Origin of the sequence: Nocardia sp. NPDC049149 (assembly GCF_043197455.1) — a bacterium.
In the GTDB taxonomy this organism is placed as follows: Bacteria; Actinomycetota; Actinomycetes; order Mycobacteriales; family Mycobacteriaceae; genus Nocardia.
Window position 1 is genome coordinate 315,125 of sequence record NZ_JBICTD010000004.1, and the last position, 16,983, is coordinate 332,107.

Consider the following 16,983-nt stretch of genomic DNA (forward strand, 5'->3'; position numbering starts at 1 on the left):
CGGGTACTGTCGACTACCAGTTTGATGATCATGGGCGTGGAAGTAGGGCTGCGATGGTGGATGAATTCGACGAGGACTACTCGTCGTCCTCCTTCTCCGAATACCTGCGCAGGCACGCGCCCGAGCTGCTGCCGCCGACCGATTTCGGCGCCGGGACCGCGCACGAGGACATCGCGCCGCACGGGACCACGATCGTGGCCCTCACCTATCGCGGCGGCGTCCTGCTCGTCGGCGACCGCCGCGGCACCATGGGTCACCTGGTCGCCAGCCGCGACATGGAGAAGGTCTTCATCACCGACACTTACTCGGCGGCCGGTTTCGCGGGCACCGTGGGGATGGCGGTCGAGCTGCTCCGCCTGTTCGCGGTCGAACTCGAGCATTACGAGAAGATCGAGGGCGTGACGCTGACCTTCGAGGGCAAGGCCAACAAGCTGTCGAAGATGGTGCGCGACAACCTCCCCGCCGCCATGCAGGACATGGCGGTCGTGCCCCTGCTGGTCGGCTACGACGTCGACGCCATCGACCCGGACAAAGCGGGCCGGATTCTCTCCTACGATGTCGTCGGCGGTCGCAGCGAGGAACGATTCGGCTACGCCGCCGTCGGCTCCGGCTCCCTCTTCGCGAAATCGTCGCTGAAGAAGACCCATACCCGCGGCATCGACGAGGACACGGCGCTGCGCATCGCCGTCGAGGCACTGGTCGACGCCGCCGACGACGACACCGCGACCGGCGGCCCCGACGTGCTGCGCGGCATCTATCCGAGCGGCATTCTCATCAACGCCGAAGGGGCGCAGCAGGTTTCCGAGGATCGTTTCGTCGAGATCACCCGCGCGCTGCTCGCCGACCGAGCCGCGCACTGACCAGCGGTTATGAGCTGGCCGCTGCGTCGGCGGCGGAGTTCTTGTCCCGCATCATGATCAGGGCGACGTGCAGGCGGGACGGGCAGTCGAGTTTCACCATCACCTGACGGAGATGGTTGACGACCGTCCATTCGGAGAGCTCGAGCTGCTTGGCGACCATGCGGTTCGTGAGTCCGGTCGCGACCAGCTCGGCGACCTGGCGCTGGCGTTCGGTGAGCGTGTCCAGTGGGTACAGCTGTGTGTGCACTGCGGCCTCTCATTCGGGCTTGTCGGTGACGGAAGGGCAAGTGGACGAGGCGCATCCGGCGTCGACGGTGCGATGCAGGGGGAAGGTCGGTGTTCGGCACCGCCGTACCCCTGTGAAGTTACGAGGAAGGGCGATTCGGGACATCCGGTGAGAGTTGTCTTTCCTGGCGACCTGTACGGCAGTGCCGGTACGCGGGGTCAACCCTGGTGGTAGGCAAAGGTGCACCGCGAGTGGATGACTGCTCGTGCGCGCCGGAATATGGTGGGCGAGTGGGGACGGTGGTCGCGTTGGCACAGCGCTGGAGTGTGGCGCTACCGCATATCCGGGACATCGGCGGTCCGTTCGTCATCACCGGTGTCGCTTTGCTTGCGGCGCACAGCAATTACGCCTCGGGGCTCAAGCAGCTCGATCTGCTCGGCGCCGCGTTGATCGTGCTGTCCAATCTGCCGGTGGTATTCCGGAACCGCGCGCCCATCGCGGTCTTCGTCCTGTGTTGCACCGGGATGGCCGCCTTTGCCGCGGCGGGATATTGGGAGGCGTTGAACGGCGCCGGTGTACTTCTCGCGTTGTATACGGTCGCCGCCCGCTACCCGCCGAGCCGGTCGGTGCCCGCCGCGGTGACGCATACGCTCGCACAGATCTTCGCCGCGCAGGTGACCGGCGAGATGGCGCTGTGGATGATCCTGGTGCTGGCGCCACAGTTCAGTCTCACGGCATGGATGCTCGGCAACGTCCGGCGGTTGCTGGTGGCGCGCAACGAAAGACTGGCCGAGCTGACCGAGCAGCTCGATCGGGACCGGATCGCGCGAGCGCGGCGCGCGGTCGTCGAGGAGCGGGTCCGGTTGGCGCGCGAGCTGCATGATGTTGTCGCCCATCACATGTCGGCGATCTCGATTCAGGCAGGCCTGGCTCGCTATGTCTTCCATACCGATCCGAGCACCGCATACTCGGCGGTGCAGGCCATCAGCGACGCGAGCGGTAAGGCGCTCGAAGACATGCGGCGGCTGCTGACTCTGCTTCGCGTCGATCCCGATCGCCCGCAGGCCGTGCCGCTCGTCGAGCCGGATCTGGGTGTCGATCGGCTCGACGAACTGGTGGACAACGTCACCGCGGCAGGGGTGCCGGTCACCAAGACCGTCACCGGCACGGTCCGCCGGTTGGCGCCCGGCCCTGAGCTGTGCATCTATCGAATTGTCCAGGAATCGCTCACCAACGTGCTCAAACATGCTGGTAGCGCCCATGTTAGGGTGACGATCACCTATCGGGTCGACGATGTGGTGGTGGAAGTGGTCGACAACGGGTCGGGTGTCGTACGCGGTGTCGGCTCGGCGGCCGGGGGACAAGGGTTGATCGGGATGCGGGAGCGGGCCAAACTGTACGGGGGTACGCTGACCGCAGGTGCCTTGCCGCAGAAGGGGTTTCGGGTCATGCTGACATTGCCGATGTCGAACGCCGATGAACCGCCCGCGGATCGGCAGCCTCGACCAGTCGGCGATGGACGGCTCGATGATCAGCGTCCTGGTAGTTGACGATCAACCCCTCGTCCGCGGCGGCCTTGCCGCGTTGATCCGCAGCAGCCCGCAGCTCGACGTGGCGGGCGAGGCGGGCACCGGCGACGAAGCGGTCGCACTTGTTGTGCGCCAACGGCCGGACGTGGTCCTGATGGACATTCGGATGCCCGGCATGGACGGCATCACCGCCACCGAGCGCATCCTCGCCACGCACGCCCCGCGCCCGCCACGGGTGCTCATCCTCACCACCTACGACCTCGACGAGTACGTCTACACCGCACTCCGCCTGGGTGCTTCCGGCTTTCTCCTGAAAGACGCCTCGCCCGAACAGGTCTTGGCCGCCATCCACGCGGTCGCCACCGGCGACATGCTCATCGCACCCACCATCACCCGCAGGCTGATCGAGGAATACGCCGACCGCACCGTCGCGCGCGAGAAGCCGCACCCCGACCTCGGCACCCTCACCGCCCGCGAGGTCGAAGTGCTCCGCCTGGTCGGTACCGGCATCTCCAACACCGAAATCGCCGCCCACCTCTGCCTGAGCAACGGCACCGTCAAGACCCACCTCTACCGCGTGATGCACAAACTCGACCTCACCAGTCGCGCCCAAGCGGTAGTGGTCGCCTACGAAACCGGATTGGTGGTCCCCGGCCGCTCCTAGTGATGGGCCGCAGCGGATTCCGCGGTCAGGCGTGGAATGCGGGGAATGCGTCGTCGCGTATGCCGCGGGCGCTGAAGTGTTCTGGCGACACGGTGACGAACAGTGCGCGGCCGACCGCCAAAAGGGTGTCACCGTCACGCAATTCGGTGAGCACGGTGTGCTTTCGGCCTTCCTGTTTGTCGAGGTGTGCGGTGAGGGTGAGCGGCACGCCGATGTGGACCGGTGCCACGTATTCGACATCGAGTCGTGCGGTGACGAACCGCAACCCGTGCTGGATCAGCAGCGAGCCGGCGGTCTCGTCGAGGAGGGCGGCAATGGCGCCGCCGTGCGCGAGGCCGGGAACGCCCTGGTGTCGCTGGTCGAGGGTGACCGCGCCGACGAGGCGGTCATCGATGTGCCGGAAGGAGACGCCAGTGCTCGCCGGGTTGTGTGGGCCGCAGACATAGCAGTGGTCGTGATGCGGCGGCAGTGTCGCGGCGTGCCGATCGCGGCTGGTGACGTCGTCGGACGCGATGTCGGTCATGGGCGGTCCCCCTTGATCTGCTCATCGGCGCTGCTGTTCGGGGTGCTGCGCCCATCTGTCACGGTCTGTTTCCAGATGAGCATAGGGTATCTGGAAACACATGTGTCAAGATGGTTGTGTGGGTGCTCACAAGGACGTCGCGGATGTGCAGGCAGGACGCATCTATGCGGGCCTGACCTCGGCGGACAGGGTCACGAACCGCCGCGAACGGCTGCTGGAGGCCGGGCTGCAGATCATGGGCACCCCCGAGCTCGCGCCGATCACCGTGCGCAAGGTGCTCGAGCACTCCGGTGTTGCGCCGCGCTACTTCTACGAGAGTTTCGCGGATCTCGACGCGCTTCAGCTTGCGGTGTTCGATCAGTTGATCGAGGAAGCCGAAGAGCGTGCCGTGCAAGCGATGGTCACGGCCCCACGGCGCCCGTCGCTGCGCATCCGCGCGGTGCTCACCGAGATGGTGGACCTGTTGCTCGACGACCCGCGCAAAGGGCGGGTGTTGCTCATGGAACCGATCACCTCGCCGCTGCTCGGTCCCCGGTTCAGCGATGAGGTCCGCCGATTCGCCGGGCTGCTCGCCCGGCATTCGCCTGCGGTCTGGCGCGGTGAAGACGCCGGTTCCCGTCCGGTGCGGATCACCGCGCAATTCGCGCTCGGCGGATTCGCCGCGACCATGACGGCCGTGCTCACCGACAGCGTGCCCGCGGGCCGCGAAGCCCTCATCGATGACCTCACCGCCCTGTTCCTCGGGCTCGGAACGACTTTCGAACGCTTGACTCGATAGTCCCTGCGTTGTTCGGCACCGCGGGGTGTCAATGCCGTTGGTGCGCTGGGTGATCGGCTTCAACGCTTGGCTTCGGCGGTGGCCTTCAGGTCCTTCAGCCAGGCTTCCAGGCCTGCGCCGAGGAAGGCGGTGGAGGTGGGGACGTCGGCTTCGACCTGCGTGCCGTTCCAGTTCTCCTCGGTGCGCACCAGGACGCCGCCGTCGACCTTGGTGAAGGTCCAGACGTGAATGCCGCCTTCGATGTGCAGGCCGTCGCCGACCGCGGGGCCGCTCCAGCGGATGCACTTGTTTTGCGCGAGCTGCTGGACGGTGGAGGTGATGGTCAAGGTGGTTGCGGGGGTGGTGGCCGTTGCCGGGGCGGGGGTGGTCCATTGGAAGGGGGAACCTGCTTGCAGGGGACCGGAATCCAGGCGCTTGTTGGTGAGAACCGGCTGCTGCCAGGACGGCCAGCGTTCCACGTCGGTCTGCAGGTTCCAGATGGTGTCCAGCGGTGCGTTGATCAGCGTTTCGGTGCGGTAGTGGATGGGGGCCTTGGCGTCGATGCCTTGCCCTTCGCAGGTGAGTTCAGCTGGGGACGCTTGCGCGGCGGGTGTCGGGGGCTGAGTTGGCTCGGTGTCGCTGCCACATGCGGTGACGGAAGTCAGCGCGGCCGTGGCGGCCAGGGTGATCAGGGCCTGGGTGGTGCGGCGGCGGAGTGGCGAGTTCGGCATGGCTGCTCTCCTCATCAGAGTTGGTTTCGGTTCGAGTTAGCATCTCTCGACTTAGTTAGAACCTATAACCGCAAGATGTGAGTGTCAATAACGAGAGTTAGAGATTCTAACTCTCGTTGTGGTGCAGCCTGTTTGGCTCGACCGAGCGGAGTGGATGGTGGGCCTCGGCGAAAGCCGGGTGTAGCCAACGCGTTTCGGTCACCACGTAGCCGGTGGCGGTGGGCAGCCGGTTTGCGACGGTGCAGCAGCTGGGCGTCGGTCGACGTTACTTCGCCGGTGAGGTGGTGACGGTCGTTGCCGCCGGGCTCGGTGACGTGGTCGCCGTGGGCGTTGGGGTCGGCGTCGCCGTGACGGTGGGCCGGATGGGCTCCGGGCAGCTGCCGGTCTTTTCGCCGATGGTGTTGATCTCGGCGTTCGACCGTGGGTCGCCCGCGTAGTTGATCTTATCGGTGCATTTCACGTAACCGTCTGTGGGACCGGGCTTTCCGCAGGAAACCGGGCCGCATTGGTCCGTGGGTCCTTCGCCGCACTGGCCGGGACCGCAGTTGTCGGTACCGCCGGGTGGGTTGCCGCATTGCCCGGGACCGCAATTGTCGGTGCCGCCTGGAGTTATGCCGCATTGGTCACCGCAGTTGTCGGTGCCGCCGGGTGCCGTCGGTGGCTGAGCGGCGGGCTGGGCGGGTTCGATGGGTTTGGGCTTGCCTATCTCTACGGCTTGGGGAGTTCCTGGATTGTTTTGCGGTGCTTTCGAACTCGTCGGGCTGACAGTGGTCGACACCGCACTCGGGATCGGCGTGCGTGTCGCCGCCGCGGTCGGGCCGGGCTCCTTCGAGCACGCCGTCAGCACAAGTATCAGTGCGACCACCCCGAGTAGTACGCCGAGCACCGCGCGTAGCGGGCGACCCTTGCCCATCATTCGCACTCTTCCCTCCTCCAGCGACCGCAGCAGCACACCACGGCCGAGCTGAGCCTAAATGTCAGCGCCGCAGCGTGTGTCGTCCGGTCCACCTATCGGTCCAGTGGAGCGTTCAGTGCGTCGAGGTAGTCGTCGAGGAGTTCGACCAGGCGGTGCGGCGGAAACGCGGTGGGGGAGAACAGGGCCTGCACGATCAGGCCGGTCGTGAAGGCGATGGCGCCCGCGGCGACGCGTTCGGGATCGCGCTCGGGTAGCTCGCCGAGCTCCTGTGCGGCGACGATCAGCTCACGCAGGTTCTCGCGGGTCTGCGCGTACCTGGCCTCGTAATCGGCGCTGATGGCGGGGTCGGCGAGGGCGGTGTCCCAGGAGGAGACCCAGATCCTGTTGATGTCCCTGGCCTCGTCGGTCAGCGGGAGCCGGTGCAGCAGGATGTTGCGCACCGCGGCCATGCCTGTACCGGTTTCGCGGCGCGGACGAGCCATGGTCCGTTCGGTGAGCAGGGCGAGCGCGTACGCGACGAGGTCGCGTTTGCTGGGGAAGTAGTGGGTGAGCAACCCGGTCGTCGCGCCGAGTTCGGCGGCGATGGCGCGCAGCGTCAAACCGCCGAATCCGCGCGTGGTCAACACTTTCCAGACCGCCTCGGAGACGTCGCGACGGCGAGCTTCGTGATCTCCCTTGGGGCGCGGCATGCTGCTAGGGTAATAGAAATAACAAGCGTTATGTGAATGAGAGGTGATCGTGTTCTCCCTTCCGCTAGGGGATTCCGCGCAGCTTCGCCCACTGGAGACCTGGCACGCCGAGGAGTTCGCCGCACATCTGGACCGGGCGCGCGAGCACATCCGCCCGTTCGTCGGACCCGCCTTCGTCACCGACGACCTCGACGGCGCCCGAACCACACTGCAGCGGTACGGCGAGCGCCAAGCCGCGGACGGCCAACGCCTCTACGGCATTTGGCTCCACGACGTGCTGGTGGGCGGCGTGATGTTCGTCGACTTCACCCCCGCCACCGGTGTCTGCGAAATCGGTTGCTGGCTGGAGCCGGCCGCCGAAGGCCGCGGTCTGATCACCGCGTCCTGTCGCACCCTGCTGGACTGGGCCTTCGGCACTCGGGGCATGCAGCGCGCCGAATGGCATTGCCGCGCAGACAACAACCGCAGCGCCGCGGTCGCCGAACGCTTGGGCATGACCCTCGAAGGAGTGCGGCGCGCGGCATGGCCCTACGACGGTACGCGCTACGACAAGCAGGTCTGGGCGATCCTCGCCGCCGAATGGCGAACCGGAGAACGCGTGAAAACCCTTGCGAGCGCTATGGATAGCTGAGCCCGCGGGTGCAGGCCTAGCCGCGCGTGCGCGCAGCGACGCGATGTCGTGACAGACGCGGCCCTATTCGGAGGGGAACTAGGGCCATCCACGCCGGCTACCCAGATCCGCACTCCTTCTGCGGATCCGCACTGGTTCTAGCAGCCCACAGCAGGTGCGAATCGACGCACAAGGTGCGGATTCAAAGAAGGGGTGCGGACTCTCGGCGGCATGAGCACGGTCGCGGCCTTGCTGGTTTGGTGGGATCACAGGGGGTTCGTGCTATTCACAGAGGCTAGAACCTTTGTGAATAGTGGGCGGGGGTTGTGGACCTCGATGCGCATGTCGGTTCCTGTGTGATCCGTCGGCCGCGTCCCGCTGCCAAGACCAACGCATTCATCCGGAGCCAGTGCGCCTCAGACGAGGACAGCCGAGACCGGAGCTCCCAAATCGGAGGGCTCGCAACGAGATAATCCCTCGCTAAAGCACTGCGCCCCGGTGCAGGCTGGCCGATTCTCAGCGCGATAGGTGGCATGACAGGGCAGTCGCCGATCCTCGGTAAGTGATCATCGGTGCTGTTGTTCACACTCGAGTGGCAGGCGATCGTGCCGGGGATCTCGATCCGCACCGGTGGGCGCGACGTCAACGACGTCGTCGAGCTGGACGTCGTGCGCGTCGAGCCCACCGGCTAGCCCCGAGCGACCTCAGCGGTGTGCGCGGGGGTGTAGCGTTCGCCCATCACCTGGTTGCTCAGCGGGTCCAGCGCGGCCAGCGCCTCGGCGTCCAGAGTGAGCTCCAGCGCGGCCGCGTTCTGCTCGAGCCGGGCCGGGCTGCGGGTGCCCGGAATGGTCGCCACCGCCACCCCGAGCCGCTCGGCCTGGGCGTACACCCAAGCCAGCGCCACCTGGGCCGGGGTGGCACCCAGCCGGTCGGCCACCTCGCGCACGGTCTGCGCGATCTTCTCGTTGGCCTCGCCCGCCTCGCCGGCGAAACGGGGGTTGGTGCGCCGGAAGTCCTTCTCGCCCAGCGTGGAGCGGTCCAGGGCGCCGGTCAGGAACCCCCGCCCCAGCGGCGAGTACGGCACCAGCCCGACCCCCAGCTCGGCCATCACCGGGGTGAGGGCCTCGACGTCGCGGGTCCACAGCGAGTACTCGCTCTGCACCGCGGTGATCGGGTGCACCGCGTGCGCCCGGCGCAGCAGCTCGCCGTCGACCTCGGACAGGCCCAGATGGCGGACCTTGCCCGTCTCGACCAGCTCGGCCATCGCCGCGACAGTCTCCTCGATCTCCACGTCCTGGGGCGGGCGGTGGGCGTAGTACAGGTCGATCACCTCGACGCCCAGCCGCAGCAGTGAGGCGTCACAGGAGCGCAGCACGAAGTCCCGGGCACCGCGGATGCGGCGTGCCCGGTCACCGGCGCTGCGGTCGATGCCGAACTTGGTGGCCAGCTGCACCTGGTCCCTGCGACCGTGGATAGACCGGCCCACCAGCACCTCGTTGTGCCCGGTGCCGTAGGCGTCGGCAGTGTCGAGGAACGTGATGCCCAGCTCCAGGGCCCGGTCGATGGTGGCCATTCCGCCGTCCCAGTCGGCGGCGCCGTAGCTCTCGCTCATCCCCATACACCCCAGACCCATCGCGCTGACAGTGAGACCGGGCGAGCCGAGTGTGGTTCGGGTGATCATGCGCGGATACTCCTCCTGCCCGGCGGACCGGGCGGTACCTCGAGAGCTGACGAACGCCTCCGACACTAGGACCTGGAGCGCACTCCAAGTCAAGCCGGAGGACCCCCGCGACATGACATACCGCCGCCGAAAGAGGTTCGGAGACACGGGAAGCAGCGGGCGCTGACATCAGGTCATCGGCATGATGGTGCGTTGCCGACGCTGAGATGATCTCTGCCCGTGGATCTTCCGCAGTCCCGCGTCGTCGGCAACCTCGAACCGCGCGGGTCGCGGCATGTGCGGACGTTTAATACAACTCACCGATGACGAGCGATCTGCCGCACTGATTCAGTGCAAGCCCGTGCGGCAGGTGCTCGGTAGGTTCCATCTACACGGGCTCTCCCATCCCGCATGCCGACGACTCCAGCCGTGTTCGGTCTATTGCTTTGTGGGCAAGCCTCGTGGTCGGCTCGAAGCTATCGACAGGCTGGATCGTCTTATCAGCTGTCTGCCAAGTCTCCCAACAACTTCGGCGTCGATCGGCAAACCACAGTGGTCGCTTCAGCGCTCGGCTAGCCTGATCGAGACTGCCGGGGTGGCTTGGTCACGTCGGGAAAGCTTGGATGGGAAGGTCCGAATCGGATGGGCGTTTTTTCTCCCCAGGTCGCATACGACAACGCAGTAGGACTGAATCCGCTGAACTTCATGATCCTAGGTCTGCCCAGATGGTCACAGAGGCTGACAGCGCGCTTCGCCGAACGTGCGGTTGCATCAACGATCGCGCAGCGGATTCGCCGTTGGCACGACTTCGACGAGAAAGAGAAGATACGACTCGGGAAACACTTCGATCCCACATATCCCAGTACCCCGCCGGTGGCGCTTCGAATAATCTTGTACACGTGGCACCAAGAGGATGAAGCCGCGCTTCCGCTGTTGGGCGCTGCTGCACATCGTGCGCTCGCCAAGTGTGACCTGGCCGCCCCCGACGCACGGACGGTCACCCAGTTCGTACGCGACAGGAGGGATCTTTGCAACCTCAGCGGCATCCACTACCTTGCGGCGGAGAGCATGCGGTGCATAATTTGGGTCGAAATACACTGGAAGTACGGTGAAGCTGGCTCGAACCGCCGCGGTCCGGCACCGGCGATCCCTTTCTGAAAATCGTCTGATCGGACGGCGCGCGCCGGAAATTGCCGCAAGGCGAGCATCCCAATAGACACTTGAGTCGACCGAACTAGCGGCTCTTGCCGGACAGGATGTATGTCCTGTCATCGGCATGAGCGCGCGTCGGGAAAGCTTGTCGACCACCGGATCTGGACGGCCGACCAACGCGCGCTCCGCGGCATGTGCGGACGTTTGTGGTCAGGTGTCGCCGCGGGGGGCGGTGGTTGTGGCGGTCCATCCGGTGTCGAGGAGGGTGAAGATACGGTCGAGTGCGGATTCGGCGTCGTCTCGTCCGTAGACGAGAGTGACGGCCTCGAGGGTGAAGTGGGCCAGTGCCTGGCAGGCGGGGTCGTTCTCCGGTAGTCCGATGTCGGTGGCGATCGCTGTGGTCAGGGCGTTCTCGTGGCGCAGCCACATGCGGCGGGCGTATTCGCGCAATGCGGGCGTGGTGTCGATCAGCCGGCGGAAATCGGCGAAGCGCGGGTGTTCACGAACTTGGCGCGAAGGTTCGCCGCGTAGGAGTTCACGTAGCGCCTGCGGGATGGACTGGCCGGTGGGGCGCTCGCGGACGGCGGCGACCAGCGCTGCCTCGCGCCCGGCGTCCTGATCGAAGACCAGCGCTTCCTTGCCGCCGGGGAAGTGCTTGAACAACGTGGCCACCGAGACATCAGCGGCCTCGGCGATCTCCCGGACGCCGACCTCGTCGTAACCGCGCTCCAGAAACAGCCGCAGCGCCGCGTCGGCCAGAGCTTGGCGGTTGGCGGCCTTCTTGCGCTCACGACGCCCGATCTCGGTCACGCTCCCGAACCTAGCATAATGGTAGAGCGGATTCAAAGATAGAACTGATTTACTTTTTGAATCGTTTCACCTAACGTAGGCGGTGGTGAGCACTCTCGCCGATCCACATCGCCACAGCACGCGTAAAGGGATTCACCTCATGAACACACCTCGTATCGCCATCGTCGGCGGCGGTCCCGCCGGCTTGATCTGCGCTCGCATCCTGCAAGAGCGCGGCATCGAACCGGTCGTGTACGACGCGGACGCCGCCGTGGACTCTCGCGACCCTGGCGGGACGCTCGACCTGCACGCCGACGCCGGCCAGATCGCGTTGGAGGACGCCGGGCTGATGGACGCGTTCCGGGCGCTGGCCCGTGTCGAGGGTCAGGCCAAAAGCCGCCGCGACCAGCACGGCACCGTCCTGGCCGAATTCACTCCCGCCGAGGGTGACGAGGCGGCTCCCGAAATCGACCGTGGCCAACTGCGGGCCATGCTCTACGAGCACCTGCGGCCCGGCACGGTCCGCTGGGGGCACAAACTCGTCCGCACTATCCCGCTCGGCGGCGGGGTACACCGGCTGGAGTTCGCCAACGACGTCAGCGCGGACGTCGACCTCGTCATCGGCGCCGACGGCGCGTGGTCACGGGTCCGGCAACTGCTCACCGACGCGACACCGCAGTACCTGGGCGTCTGTTTTCTCGATGCCCGCTTCGACGACGTGGACACCCGCCATCCCGAGATCGCCGCGATCGTCGGTGACGGCCACATGTTCTCCGTCGACGGCGACGGCCGCGCGGTGATCGTTCAGCGCAACAGCAACGGCGTGGTCCGCGGCTACGTGGCCTTCCGCGCCCCGCTCGACTGGGACGTCACCGCCGGAGTCGACCTCACCGACCGCGAAGCCGTCCGCGCCTACCTGCTGCGGGAGTTCAGCGGATGGTCCGCGCTCATGCGCCCGCTGATCACCGACAACGACAGCGACTACATACCGCGCAGCTTCTGGGCCCTGCCCGCGCCACTGACCTGGAACCACGTCCCCGGCGTCACCCTGATCGGCGATGCCGCCCACCTGATGGCACCCTTCGGCGGCCACGGCACAAACCTCGCGCTACTCGACGGCGCGGAACTCGCGCACGCCATCCTCAAAGAGAACAGTCTCGACGAGGCGGTCGCCCGCTACGAGGCAGCGATGTTCCCGCGATCCGGCGAACTCGCCGTGAACTCGAACACCGCCCTCACACGGTTTTTCGCAACAACATCCCCGGACGCACCGCACCTTCCCCCGGACCACGCACAGGAACACAAGAACTACCAGGCCAGGGCCGCGGAATATCGACGCAGGCAAGCCACCACCAACAACTGAGTGCGAGCGTCGGTGGCCAGTCCGAGGCTGGCGACTATCCGCTCGGAACGCCCGCTCCGCGGCATGAGCGCGCGTCCATGCCAGGCCGCGCGTTAGGCGCACAAGCGGACCTTTCCGAACGCAGCGCGAGCCAAACCCGCCATGACATGGTCCCGCGCACGGATCGTGGTGGTGCGCACAAGTTCGCCCCATGACTTGTGCGCATCGGTACAGAATGTGCGCGGGATCGAACCCACAGACTTCGCATAGGGCAGGAGTGGTCGCTGTGGCACACGGCATCCGGCATGAGGGGACGTGCATCGGGCAGCTAGGTCACGATTCGCCCGGAGGATCCGGGTCGGGTTGGGACCGGGATTGGCGGCACGTCGATGGTGGGTAACGCGGGTGGGTTCGGCGACCTAGACTTCCGACGTGGAGTCCTATTTGTTCGTGATTGCCGATACCTCGACCAGCCCGGAGAACGCCGAGAAGTTCGGCGAGCTCTTGCAGACCTTCGCGGAAGCTTCGCGCACCGAGCCAGGCTGCCTCGCCTACGACATCTTTCGCTCCGTCGAGCAGCCGGAGCGATTCATCAGCATCGAAAAGTATGTCGACGACGCGGCGTTCGCTGCGCACCGAAGTTCCGACCACATGCGCGAACTCGGACTCGAGCAACTCATTCCGATGCTGACCGCGCGGGACGTCCAGATGTTCACCGGACCCAACCCGGTCGCGCCTACGCCGAGGAGCTAGCGGCCAAGGTCAGCCGACCCGGCGCTGCCCGTGGTCAAAGGGGGTGTGGGACAAGGTTTTGTGGAGCATGGTGGTGAGGGTGACGATGTCGAAGATGGGGATGTTCAGGCGTTGTTGGATGGCGTGGCCGTAGGGGACCAGGTCGGTGCATTCGATGATGAGTGCGCCCATATTGGGGTTGGCGGCGGCCAGCTGATCGATCTCGTCGAGCACCTCGGCGCCGAGGCGGTCGGCGTCGAGTTCGGTGCGGCGTCCTTCGAGGATGACCTCGCGGAATTCCTGGTGTGTTTCCATTCCGGCGATGCAGAGGGGTATTGATTCGCCGCCGATCGCCAGGAGGTGACGCGCGGTGAGGGAGTTCTTGCTGGCCACCAGCAGGCCTACGGTGCGGTCGGCGGCGAGCATGCGGTGCACCATCGGCAGCTGGATGAGGCTGGAGCTGTACAGCGGGATGCGCACGGCCTCGGCAAGTTGTTGTTGGAACAGGACGAGAAAACCGCATCCGCTGGTGATGGCCGCGACACCGCGGGCTTCGAGTTCCTTGGCGGCGATGATGAACGGCTCGAGCAGCGTCGGGTCGGCCTCGGTCACCATGCGCTGCGGTGTCGCGCCATGGACCGCCTGGTAGACCACCGGGAAATCGAAGGTCGTCGGATTGCGAATATGACCGGGGATCTTGGTGAATTGAGTATCGAGACAGAGCACACCGATGGTGATGTTGCTGGGGAAATCTTGTTGCACTTCTGGTTATCGCTTCAGGGTATGCGGCCGAAACGGTCCGGCCGCAAGGGGATCGGATCCAGCACCGGCTGTGTGCCGGCAAGGAGATGGGCGACAAGTTCGCCCGCGGCAGGGGCGAGGCCCATGCCGATGTGGCCATAACCGGTCGCGACCAACAGATTTCGCGGTCCGGCTCGGCCGATCAGCGGTAGTCCGTCAGGTGTGGCAGGCCGCAGGCCGCTCCATGTCTCGCGGGTCGGTGTTTCCGCCCAGTCGGGCAGGTAGTCGCGGACGGTGCGCAGCATGCCGTCCAGCCGGCGTGCGGAGACGGTGGTGCGCATGCCGGTCAGCTCGAGCGTGCCGCCGATGCGCAGCCGATCACCGAGCGGGACCAGCGCGATTCGCCCTTCGCTGAGCAATACCGGCCGACTGGGGCCGCCGGGCGGCATATCCACGGTGACGCTGTAGCCCTTGATCGGCTGGAGCAACAGCTCGATCCCGGCCATCTGCGCGCACTCGGTGGACCACGCGCCCGCGGCGAGCACCACGTCTCGCACGCGAAAGTCCCCACCGGTCGTGTGTAGCCTGCGGATCGTGCCCGCATCGACTTCGAAGTCGGTGACGGCGGTGTGCTCACGGATGTCGACGCCGAGATCCCTTAGCATGCGGGCGAATTCGAGGATGAACTCCGGCACACGCAGATAGGCGCCTTCCGCGTTGTACAACGCACCGGCGATGTCGAACCGCGTCTTCGGTTCCAGTTCGTCGAGTTCCCCCGCGCCGAGCACGCGCAGCGGCACACCGCCCGCGACGGCGCGCGGTACGGTGCGGCTCGCATCCGCGAATCCGCGCGCGGTCTTGTACGTCAGGATGATGCCGGGCGACTCGAAGGTCGCCGCGATGTCCGCTGATTCGCAGAGTTCGACCAGTAGGTCGAGGCTGCGCTTCTTCATCCCGACCAGCGTCCGGAAGCCGGCGGCCGCGGCCGCTGGCGTGCACGCCCGCCCGAAATACCGCAGCCAGCGCAATAATTCGCGGTCCGCGCGAAGCTGGACGTAGAAGGGCGCGTCCGGATGCAGCATGCCGAGCGCACGCATCGAGCGCATCCACGGCTCGGCCAACGGTGCAGCGCCGTGCGTGCCGACGAAACCCGTGTTCCCGGTGGAACACGACTGCGGCCCGCCGAGCGCGCCACGCTCGAGCACGGTGACCGCGGCGCCGCTGCGCCGGAGGTGGTATGCGCAGAACAGACCGGCGACCCCGCCGCCGATGACCACCACATCGGGGTCCGCGTCCCTCCTTGTCACAAATCCGGCCTACACGGTGACGAGGAAGAAGTTGGTCGGCAGATTGACGACGACGCGCTCGTAGATCTCCGCCATGATCGCGGGACCTGGCTCGGCGAACGTGCCGGGCGGCGGCTCGGCGAACCGGATCACCGACCGTCCCGCATCGAAAAGCTGTGCGCCGTGGCCGAAGTCGCCGACGATGGCGCTGCCTGGTTCGACGAGCCGGGTACGGACGATGAAGACGCCGTTCTGTTCGAGGTCGGTCATCAGTGTGCCCGAGCCCATGGCACGGTAGTAGTCGACCGGGTTGAGGATCAGGCCGTCGGCGGTGCCGCCCATCTGCTCGACCTCGTTGCACGCGCGCAGGATGGTCGAGGTGAAGGGCCCTGGATCGGTCATGCGGGCGATCCCCGGCATGTTCAGCAGGCCACCCTCGCCGCTGAGGATCGTGTGGTTCTCGGCGGTGCACAGCCGGACGATCAGGCGATAGTTGATGAAGGACTCGAAGGTTTCGGGGTCCTCCCACAGCCCTGGCGGCACCTGCACCCACGCCGTGGTGGTGAGCAGTTCGGGGATGGGCGACTTGTGGAATCGGCTGGCCAGTTCCCTGCGCACGTCGGCGCCGTCGATCGGGGCGTCGCCCGGCTCGGGCGGGCTTTCGTGCCAATAGAATTGGCGCGGGTCACGGGACAGGTCGATGGCCTTGAAGATGTTTCGGGCGGGGTAGCGGGATTTGCGCCGAGAGCTGGTCAGCGTGTCGGTGATGGTCACGTCGTACTCGACGGCGGCGTCGAGCCCCTTGTTCGTGCAGCACTCGACGAACATCCGCCCCGGCGACAGCTCCTGCCTGCGGTCCGAGACCACCTGCGCGAGCGTCTCTTTGATGCCATCTGTCTTCAGCATGTTCCCTCCTGGGAAGCGGTGTTGCGCGCTGGTTCGATACCGAGCGCTGTTCACTCCGATGTGGTGGCGCGATGCGACCACGTCGGGCCGAGCACGCTCGCCCCGCCGTCGACCAGCTGGACCGTGCCGGTGATGTAGGAGGCCCTGGTGCTCACCAGAAAGGCGGCAACGGCGGCCAATTCGTCGGGACGGGCGATCCGTCCCACGGCGGTGTGCTTACCCATGGCCGTCAACTGGTCGTCGATCCGGCCGTCGGTAGCGCGTTGCGCCGCAACGCGTTCGAGCAGGGGAGTGTGCGTCGCACTGGGTGCGAGCACGTTGACGGTGACGCCGTCCTTGCCGACCTCGGCGGCGAGGGACTGTGCGAACCGGACGATGGCCGCGCGGGTCACGCCGGACAGTGCCAGCCCGCTGCTCGGGACGCTCGCCGTCTCCGAGGCGACGAAGAGCAGCCGGCCCCAGCCCGCGCTCCGAAGCTGCGGCAGCGCCGAAAGTGCCACGTCGACAGCGGGTATCAGCACGCCGTCGACGGCTGCCCGATAGTCCGTTACCGCGAAGTCCGCCGCGTTGCCGGTCGGCGGGGTGCCGCCGCTGACGACGACGACGTGCAACGCGCCGAATTCGGCGACGACCTCGTCGATCCACCGGCGGGTGGCCGTGCTGTCGGTGATGTCAACGCTGGTGGCGTGCACCCCGGCTCGTGCCACCTCTTTGATGTCACGCTCCGCCGCCGCGAGCCGACCGGGATCGCGTGCGCCGATGGCGACGTGTGCCCCTTCGGCGGCGAGCTCTCGGGCGATGGCCAAGCCGATGCCGCTCGAGCCGCCTGCCACCAGGGCGACCTTGTTCCTGAGACCCAATTCCACTCGG

Annotated in this window: 19 protein-coding genes; 9 read left to right on the forward strand and 10 right to left on the reverse strand. The window is 66.4% G+C overall.

Annotated elements, in window-relative coordinates; all coding sequences use genetic code 11:
• The first annotated feature begins 53 nt into the window (after positions 1-53).
• Positions 54-860, forward strand: a complete 807-nt coding sequence (gene prcB, locus ACGFNJ_RS17100) for a proteasome subunit beta (protein ID WP_393448320.1) — start codon at positions 54-56, stop codon at positions 858-860.
• Positions 861-867: 7 nt separating this feature from the next.
• On the opposite strand, the gene ACGFNJ_RS17105 is transcribed toward prcB, so the two are convergent.
• Complete coding sequence (locus tag ACGFNJ_RS17105) at positions 868-1,107, reverse strand: helix-turn-helix transcriptional regulator (protein ID WP_393448322.1); 240 nt, start codon at positions 1,105-1,107, stop codon at positions 868-870.
• 269 nt (positions 1,108-1,376) lie between these two features.
• Here ACGFNJ_RS17105 and ACGFNJ_RS17110 point away from each other — a divergent pair, with 269 nt between their 5' ends.
• On the forward strand, positions 1,377-2,636 hold the full coding sequence (locus ACGFNJ_RS17110) for a sensor histidine kinase (RefSeq protein WP_393448324.1): 1,260 nt from the start codon (positions 1,377-1,379) through the stop codon (positions 2,634-2,636).
• A complete protein-coding gene (locus tag ACGFNJ_RS17115; protein ID WP_393448326.1) occupies positions 2,614-3,279 on the forward strand; it encodes a response regulator in 666 nt (221 codons plus the stop codon). Before ACGFNJ_RS17110 ends, ACGFNJ_RS17115 begins: the two co-directional genes overlap by 23 nt.
• 25 nt (positions 3,280-3,304) lie before the next feature.
• Here ACGFNJ_RS17115 and ACGFNJ_RS17120 read toward each other — a convergent pair whose 3' ends face one another.
• A complete protein-coding gene (locus ACGFNJ_RS17120; protein ID WP_393448328.1) occupies positions 3,305-3,802 on the reverse strand; it encodes a PaaI family thioesterase in 498 nt (165 codons plus the stop codon).
• A 118-nt stretch (positions 3,803-3,920) separates the two neighbouring features.
• Between ACGFNJ_RS17120 and ACGFNJ_RS17125 the strand changes: the two genes are divergently transcribed.
• Entirely contained in the window at positions 3,921-4,580 is a 660-nt protein-coding gene (locus tag ACGFNJ_RS17125) for a TetR/AcrR family transcriptional regulator (RefSeq protein ID WP_393448330.1), read from the forward strand.
• Between the two features lie 59 nt (positions 4,581-4,639).
• Here ACGFNJ_RS17125 and ACGFNJ_RS17130 read toward each other — a convergent pair whose 3' ends face one another.
• Positions 4,640-5,290, reverse strand: coding sequence for an SRPBCC family protein (locus tag ACGFNJ_RS17130; protein ID WP_393448332.1), 651 nt, complete (start codon positions 5,288-5,290; stop codon positions 4,640-4,642).
• Between the two features lie 218 nt (positions 5,291-5,508).
• On the opposite strand from ACGFNJ_RS17130, the gene ACGFNJ_RS17135 reads away from it, so the two are divergent.
• The gene (locus ACGFNJ_RS17135; RefSeq protein ID WP_393448334.1) at positions 5,509-5,727 is read left to right on the forward strand and encodes a hypothetical protein; all 219 of its coding nucleotides are present in this window, start codon (positions 5,509-5,511) and stop codon (positions 5,725-5,727) included.
• A gap of 571 nt (positions 5,728-6,298) precedes the next feature.
• On the opposite strand, the gene ACGFNJ_RS17140 is transcribed toward ACGFNJ_RS17135, so the two are convergent.
• The gene (locus ACGFNJ_RS17140) at positions 6,299-6,895 is read right to left on the reverse strand and encodes a TetR/AcrR family transcriptional regulator (RefSeq protein WP_393448336.1); all 597 of its coding nucleotides are present in this window, start codon (positions 6,893-6,895) and stop codon (positions 6,299-6,301) included.
• Positions 6,896-6,944: 49 nt separating this feature from the next.
• Here ACGFNJ_RS17140 and ACGFNJ_RS17145 point away from each other — a divergent pair, with 49 nt between their 5' ends.
• Positions 6,945-7,526, forward strand: coding sequence for a GNAT family N-acetyltransferase (locus ACGFNJ_RS17145; protein WP_393448338.1), 582 nt, complete (start codon positions 6,945-6,947; stop codon positions 7,524-7,526).
• A gap of 667 nt (positions 7,527-8,193) precedes the next feature.
• Here ACGFNJ_RS17145 and ACGFNJ_RS17150 read toward each other — a convergent pair.
• Positions 8,194-9,186, reverse strand: a complete 993-nt coding sequence (locus ACGFNJ_RS17150; protein ID WP_393448340.1) for an aldo/keto reductase — start codon at positions 9,184-9,186, stop codon at positions 8,194-8,196.
• A 621-nt stretch (positions 9,187-9,807) separates the two neighbouring features.
• Here ACGFNJ_RS17150 and ACGFNJ_RS17155 point away from each other — a divergent pair.
• Positions 9,808-10,323, forward strand: a complete 516-nt coding sequence (locus ACGFNJ_RS17155) for a hypothetical protein (protein ID WP_393448342.1) — start codon at positions 9,808-9,810, stop codon at positions 10,321-10,323.
• A 204-nt stretch (positions 10,324-10,527) separates the two neighbouring features.
• Here ACGFNJ_RS17155 and ACGFNJ_RS17160 read toward each other — a convergent pair whose 3' ends face one another.
• Entirely contained in the window at positions 10,528-11,127 is a 600-nt protein-coding gene (locus tag ACGFNJ_RS17160; RefSeq protein WP_393448344.1) for a TetR/AcrR family transcriptional regulator, read from the reverse strand.
• Between the two features lie 139 nt (positions 11,128-11,266).
• Between ACGFNJ_RS17160 and ACGFNJ_RS17165 the strand changes: the two genes are divergently transcribed.
• Positions 11,267-12,469, forward strand: a complete 1,203-nt coding sequence (locus ACGFNJ_RS17165) for an FAD-dependent oxidoreductase (RefSeq protein ID WP_393448346.1) — start codon at positions 11,267-11,269, stop codon at positions 12,467-12,469.
• Between the two features lie 411 nt (positions 12,470-12,880).
• Complete coding sequence (locus ACGFNJ_RS17170) at positions 12,881-13,201, forward strand: putative quinol monooxygenase (RefSeq protein WP_393448348.1); 321 nt, start codon at positions 12,881-12,883, stop codon at positions 13,199-13,201.
• Positions 13,202-13,210: 9 nt separating this feature from the next.
• On the opposite strand, the gene ACGFNJ_RS17175 is transcribed toward ACGFNJ_RS17170, so the two are convergent.
• From ACGFNJ_RS17175 to ACGFNJ_RS17190, 4 genes are read right to left on the reverse strand one after another with little or no spacing between them, the layout of a single operon-like run.
• A complete protein-coding gene (locus ACGFNJ_RS17175; RefSeq protein WP_393448350.1) occupies positions 13,211-13,942 on the reverse strand; it encodes an aspartate/glutamate racemase family protein in 732 nt (243 codons plus the stop codon).
• A 14-nt stretch (positions 13,943-13,956) separates the two neighbouring features.
• Positions 13,957-15,228: an NAD(P)/FAD-dependent oxidoreductase gene (locus tag ACGFNJ_RS17180; RefSeq protein ID WP_393448352.1), complete on the reverse strand. Its 1,272-nt coding sequence runs from the start codon at positions 15,226-15,228 to the stop codon at positions 13,957-13,959.
• Between the two features lie 9 nt (positions 15,229-15,237).
• On the reverse strand, positions 15,238-16,113 hold the full coding sequence (locus ACGFNJ_RS17185) for a family 3 encapsulin nanocompartment shell protein (RefSeq protein ID WP_393448354.1): 876 nt from the start codon (positions 16,111-16,113) through the stop codon (positions 15,238-15,240).
• Positions 16,114-16,163: 50 nt separating this feature from the next.
• Positions 16,164-16,979: an SDR family NAD(P)-dependent oxidoreductase gene (locus tag ACGFNJ_RS17190; RefSeq protein WP_393448356.1), complete on the reverse strand. Its 816-nt coding sequence runs from the start codon at positions 16,977-16,979 to the stop codon at positions 16,164-16,166.
• Positions 16,980-16,983: the final 4 nt, after the last annotated feature.

Excerpts from the sequence above, each read along its gene's own strand:
- prcB (WP_393448320.1), top strand. The coding sequence starts at position 54 with ATGGTGGATGAATTCGACGAGGACTACTCGTCGTCCTCCTTCTCCGAA.
- ACGFNJ_RS17115 (WP_393448326.1), top strand. The coding sequence starts at position 2,614 with ATGATCAGCGTCCTGGTAGTTGACGATCAACCCCTCGTCCGCGGCGGC.
- ACGFNJ_RS17120 (WP_393448328.1), bottom strand. The coding sequence starts at position 3,802 with ATGACCGACATCGCGTCCGACGACGTCACCAGCCGCGATCGGCACGCC.
- ACGFNJ_RS17130 (WP_393448332.1), bottom strand. The coding sequence starts at position 5,290 with ATGCCGAACTCGCCACTCCGCCGCCGCACCACCCAGGCCCTGATCACC.
- ACGFNJ_RS17140 (WP_393448336.1), bottom strand. The coding sequence starts at position 6,895 with ATGCCGCGCCCCAAGGGAGATCACGAAGCTCGCCGTCGCGACGTCTCC.
- ACGFNJ_RS17150 (WP_393448340.1), bottom strand. The coding sequence starts at position 9,186 with ATGATCACCCGAACCACACTCGGCTCGCCCGGTCTCACTGTCAGCGCG.
- ACGFNJ_RS17155 (WP_393448342.1), top strand. The coding sequence starts at position 9,808 with ATGGGCGTTTTTTCTCCCCAGGTCGCATACGACAACGCAGTAGGACTG.
- ACGFNJ_RS17165 (WP_393448346.1), top strand. The coding sequence starts at position 11,267 with ATGAACACACCTCGTATCGCCATCGTCGGCGGCGGTCCCGCCGGCTTG.
- ACGFNJ_RS17185 (WP_393448354.1), bottom strand. The coding sequence starts at position 16,113 with ATGCTGAAGACAGATGGCATCAAAGAGACGCTCGCGCAGGTGGTCTCG.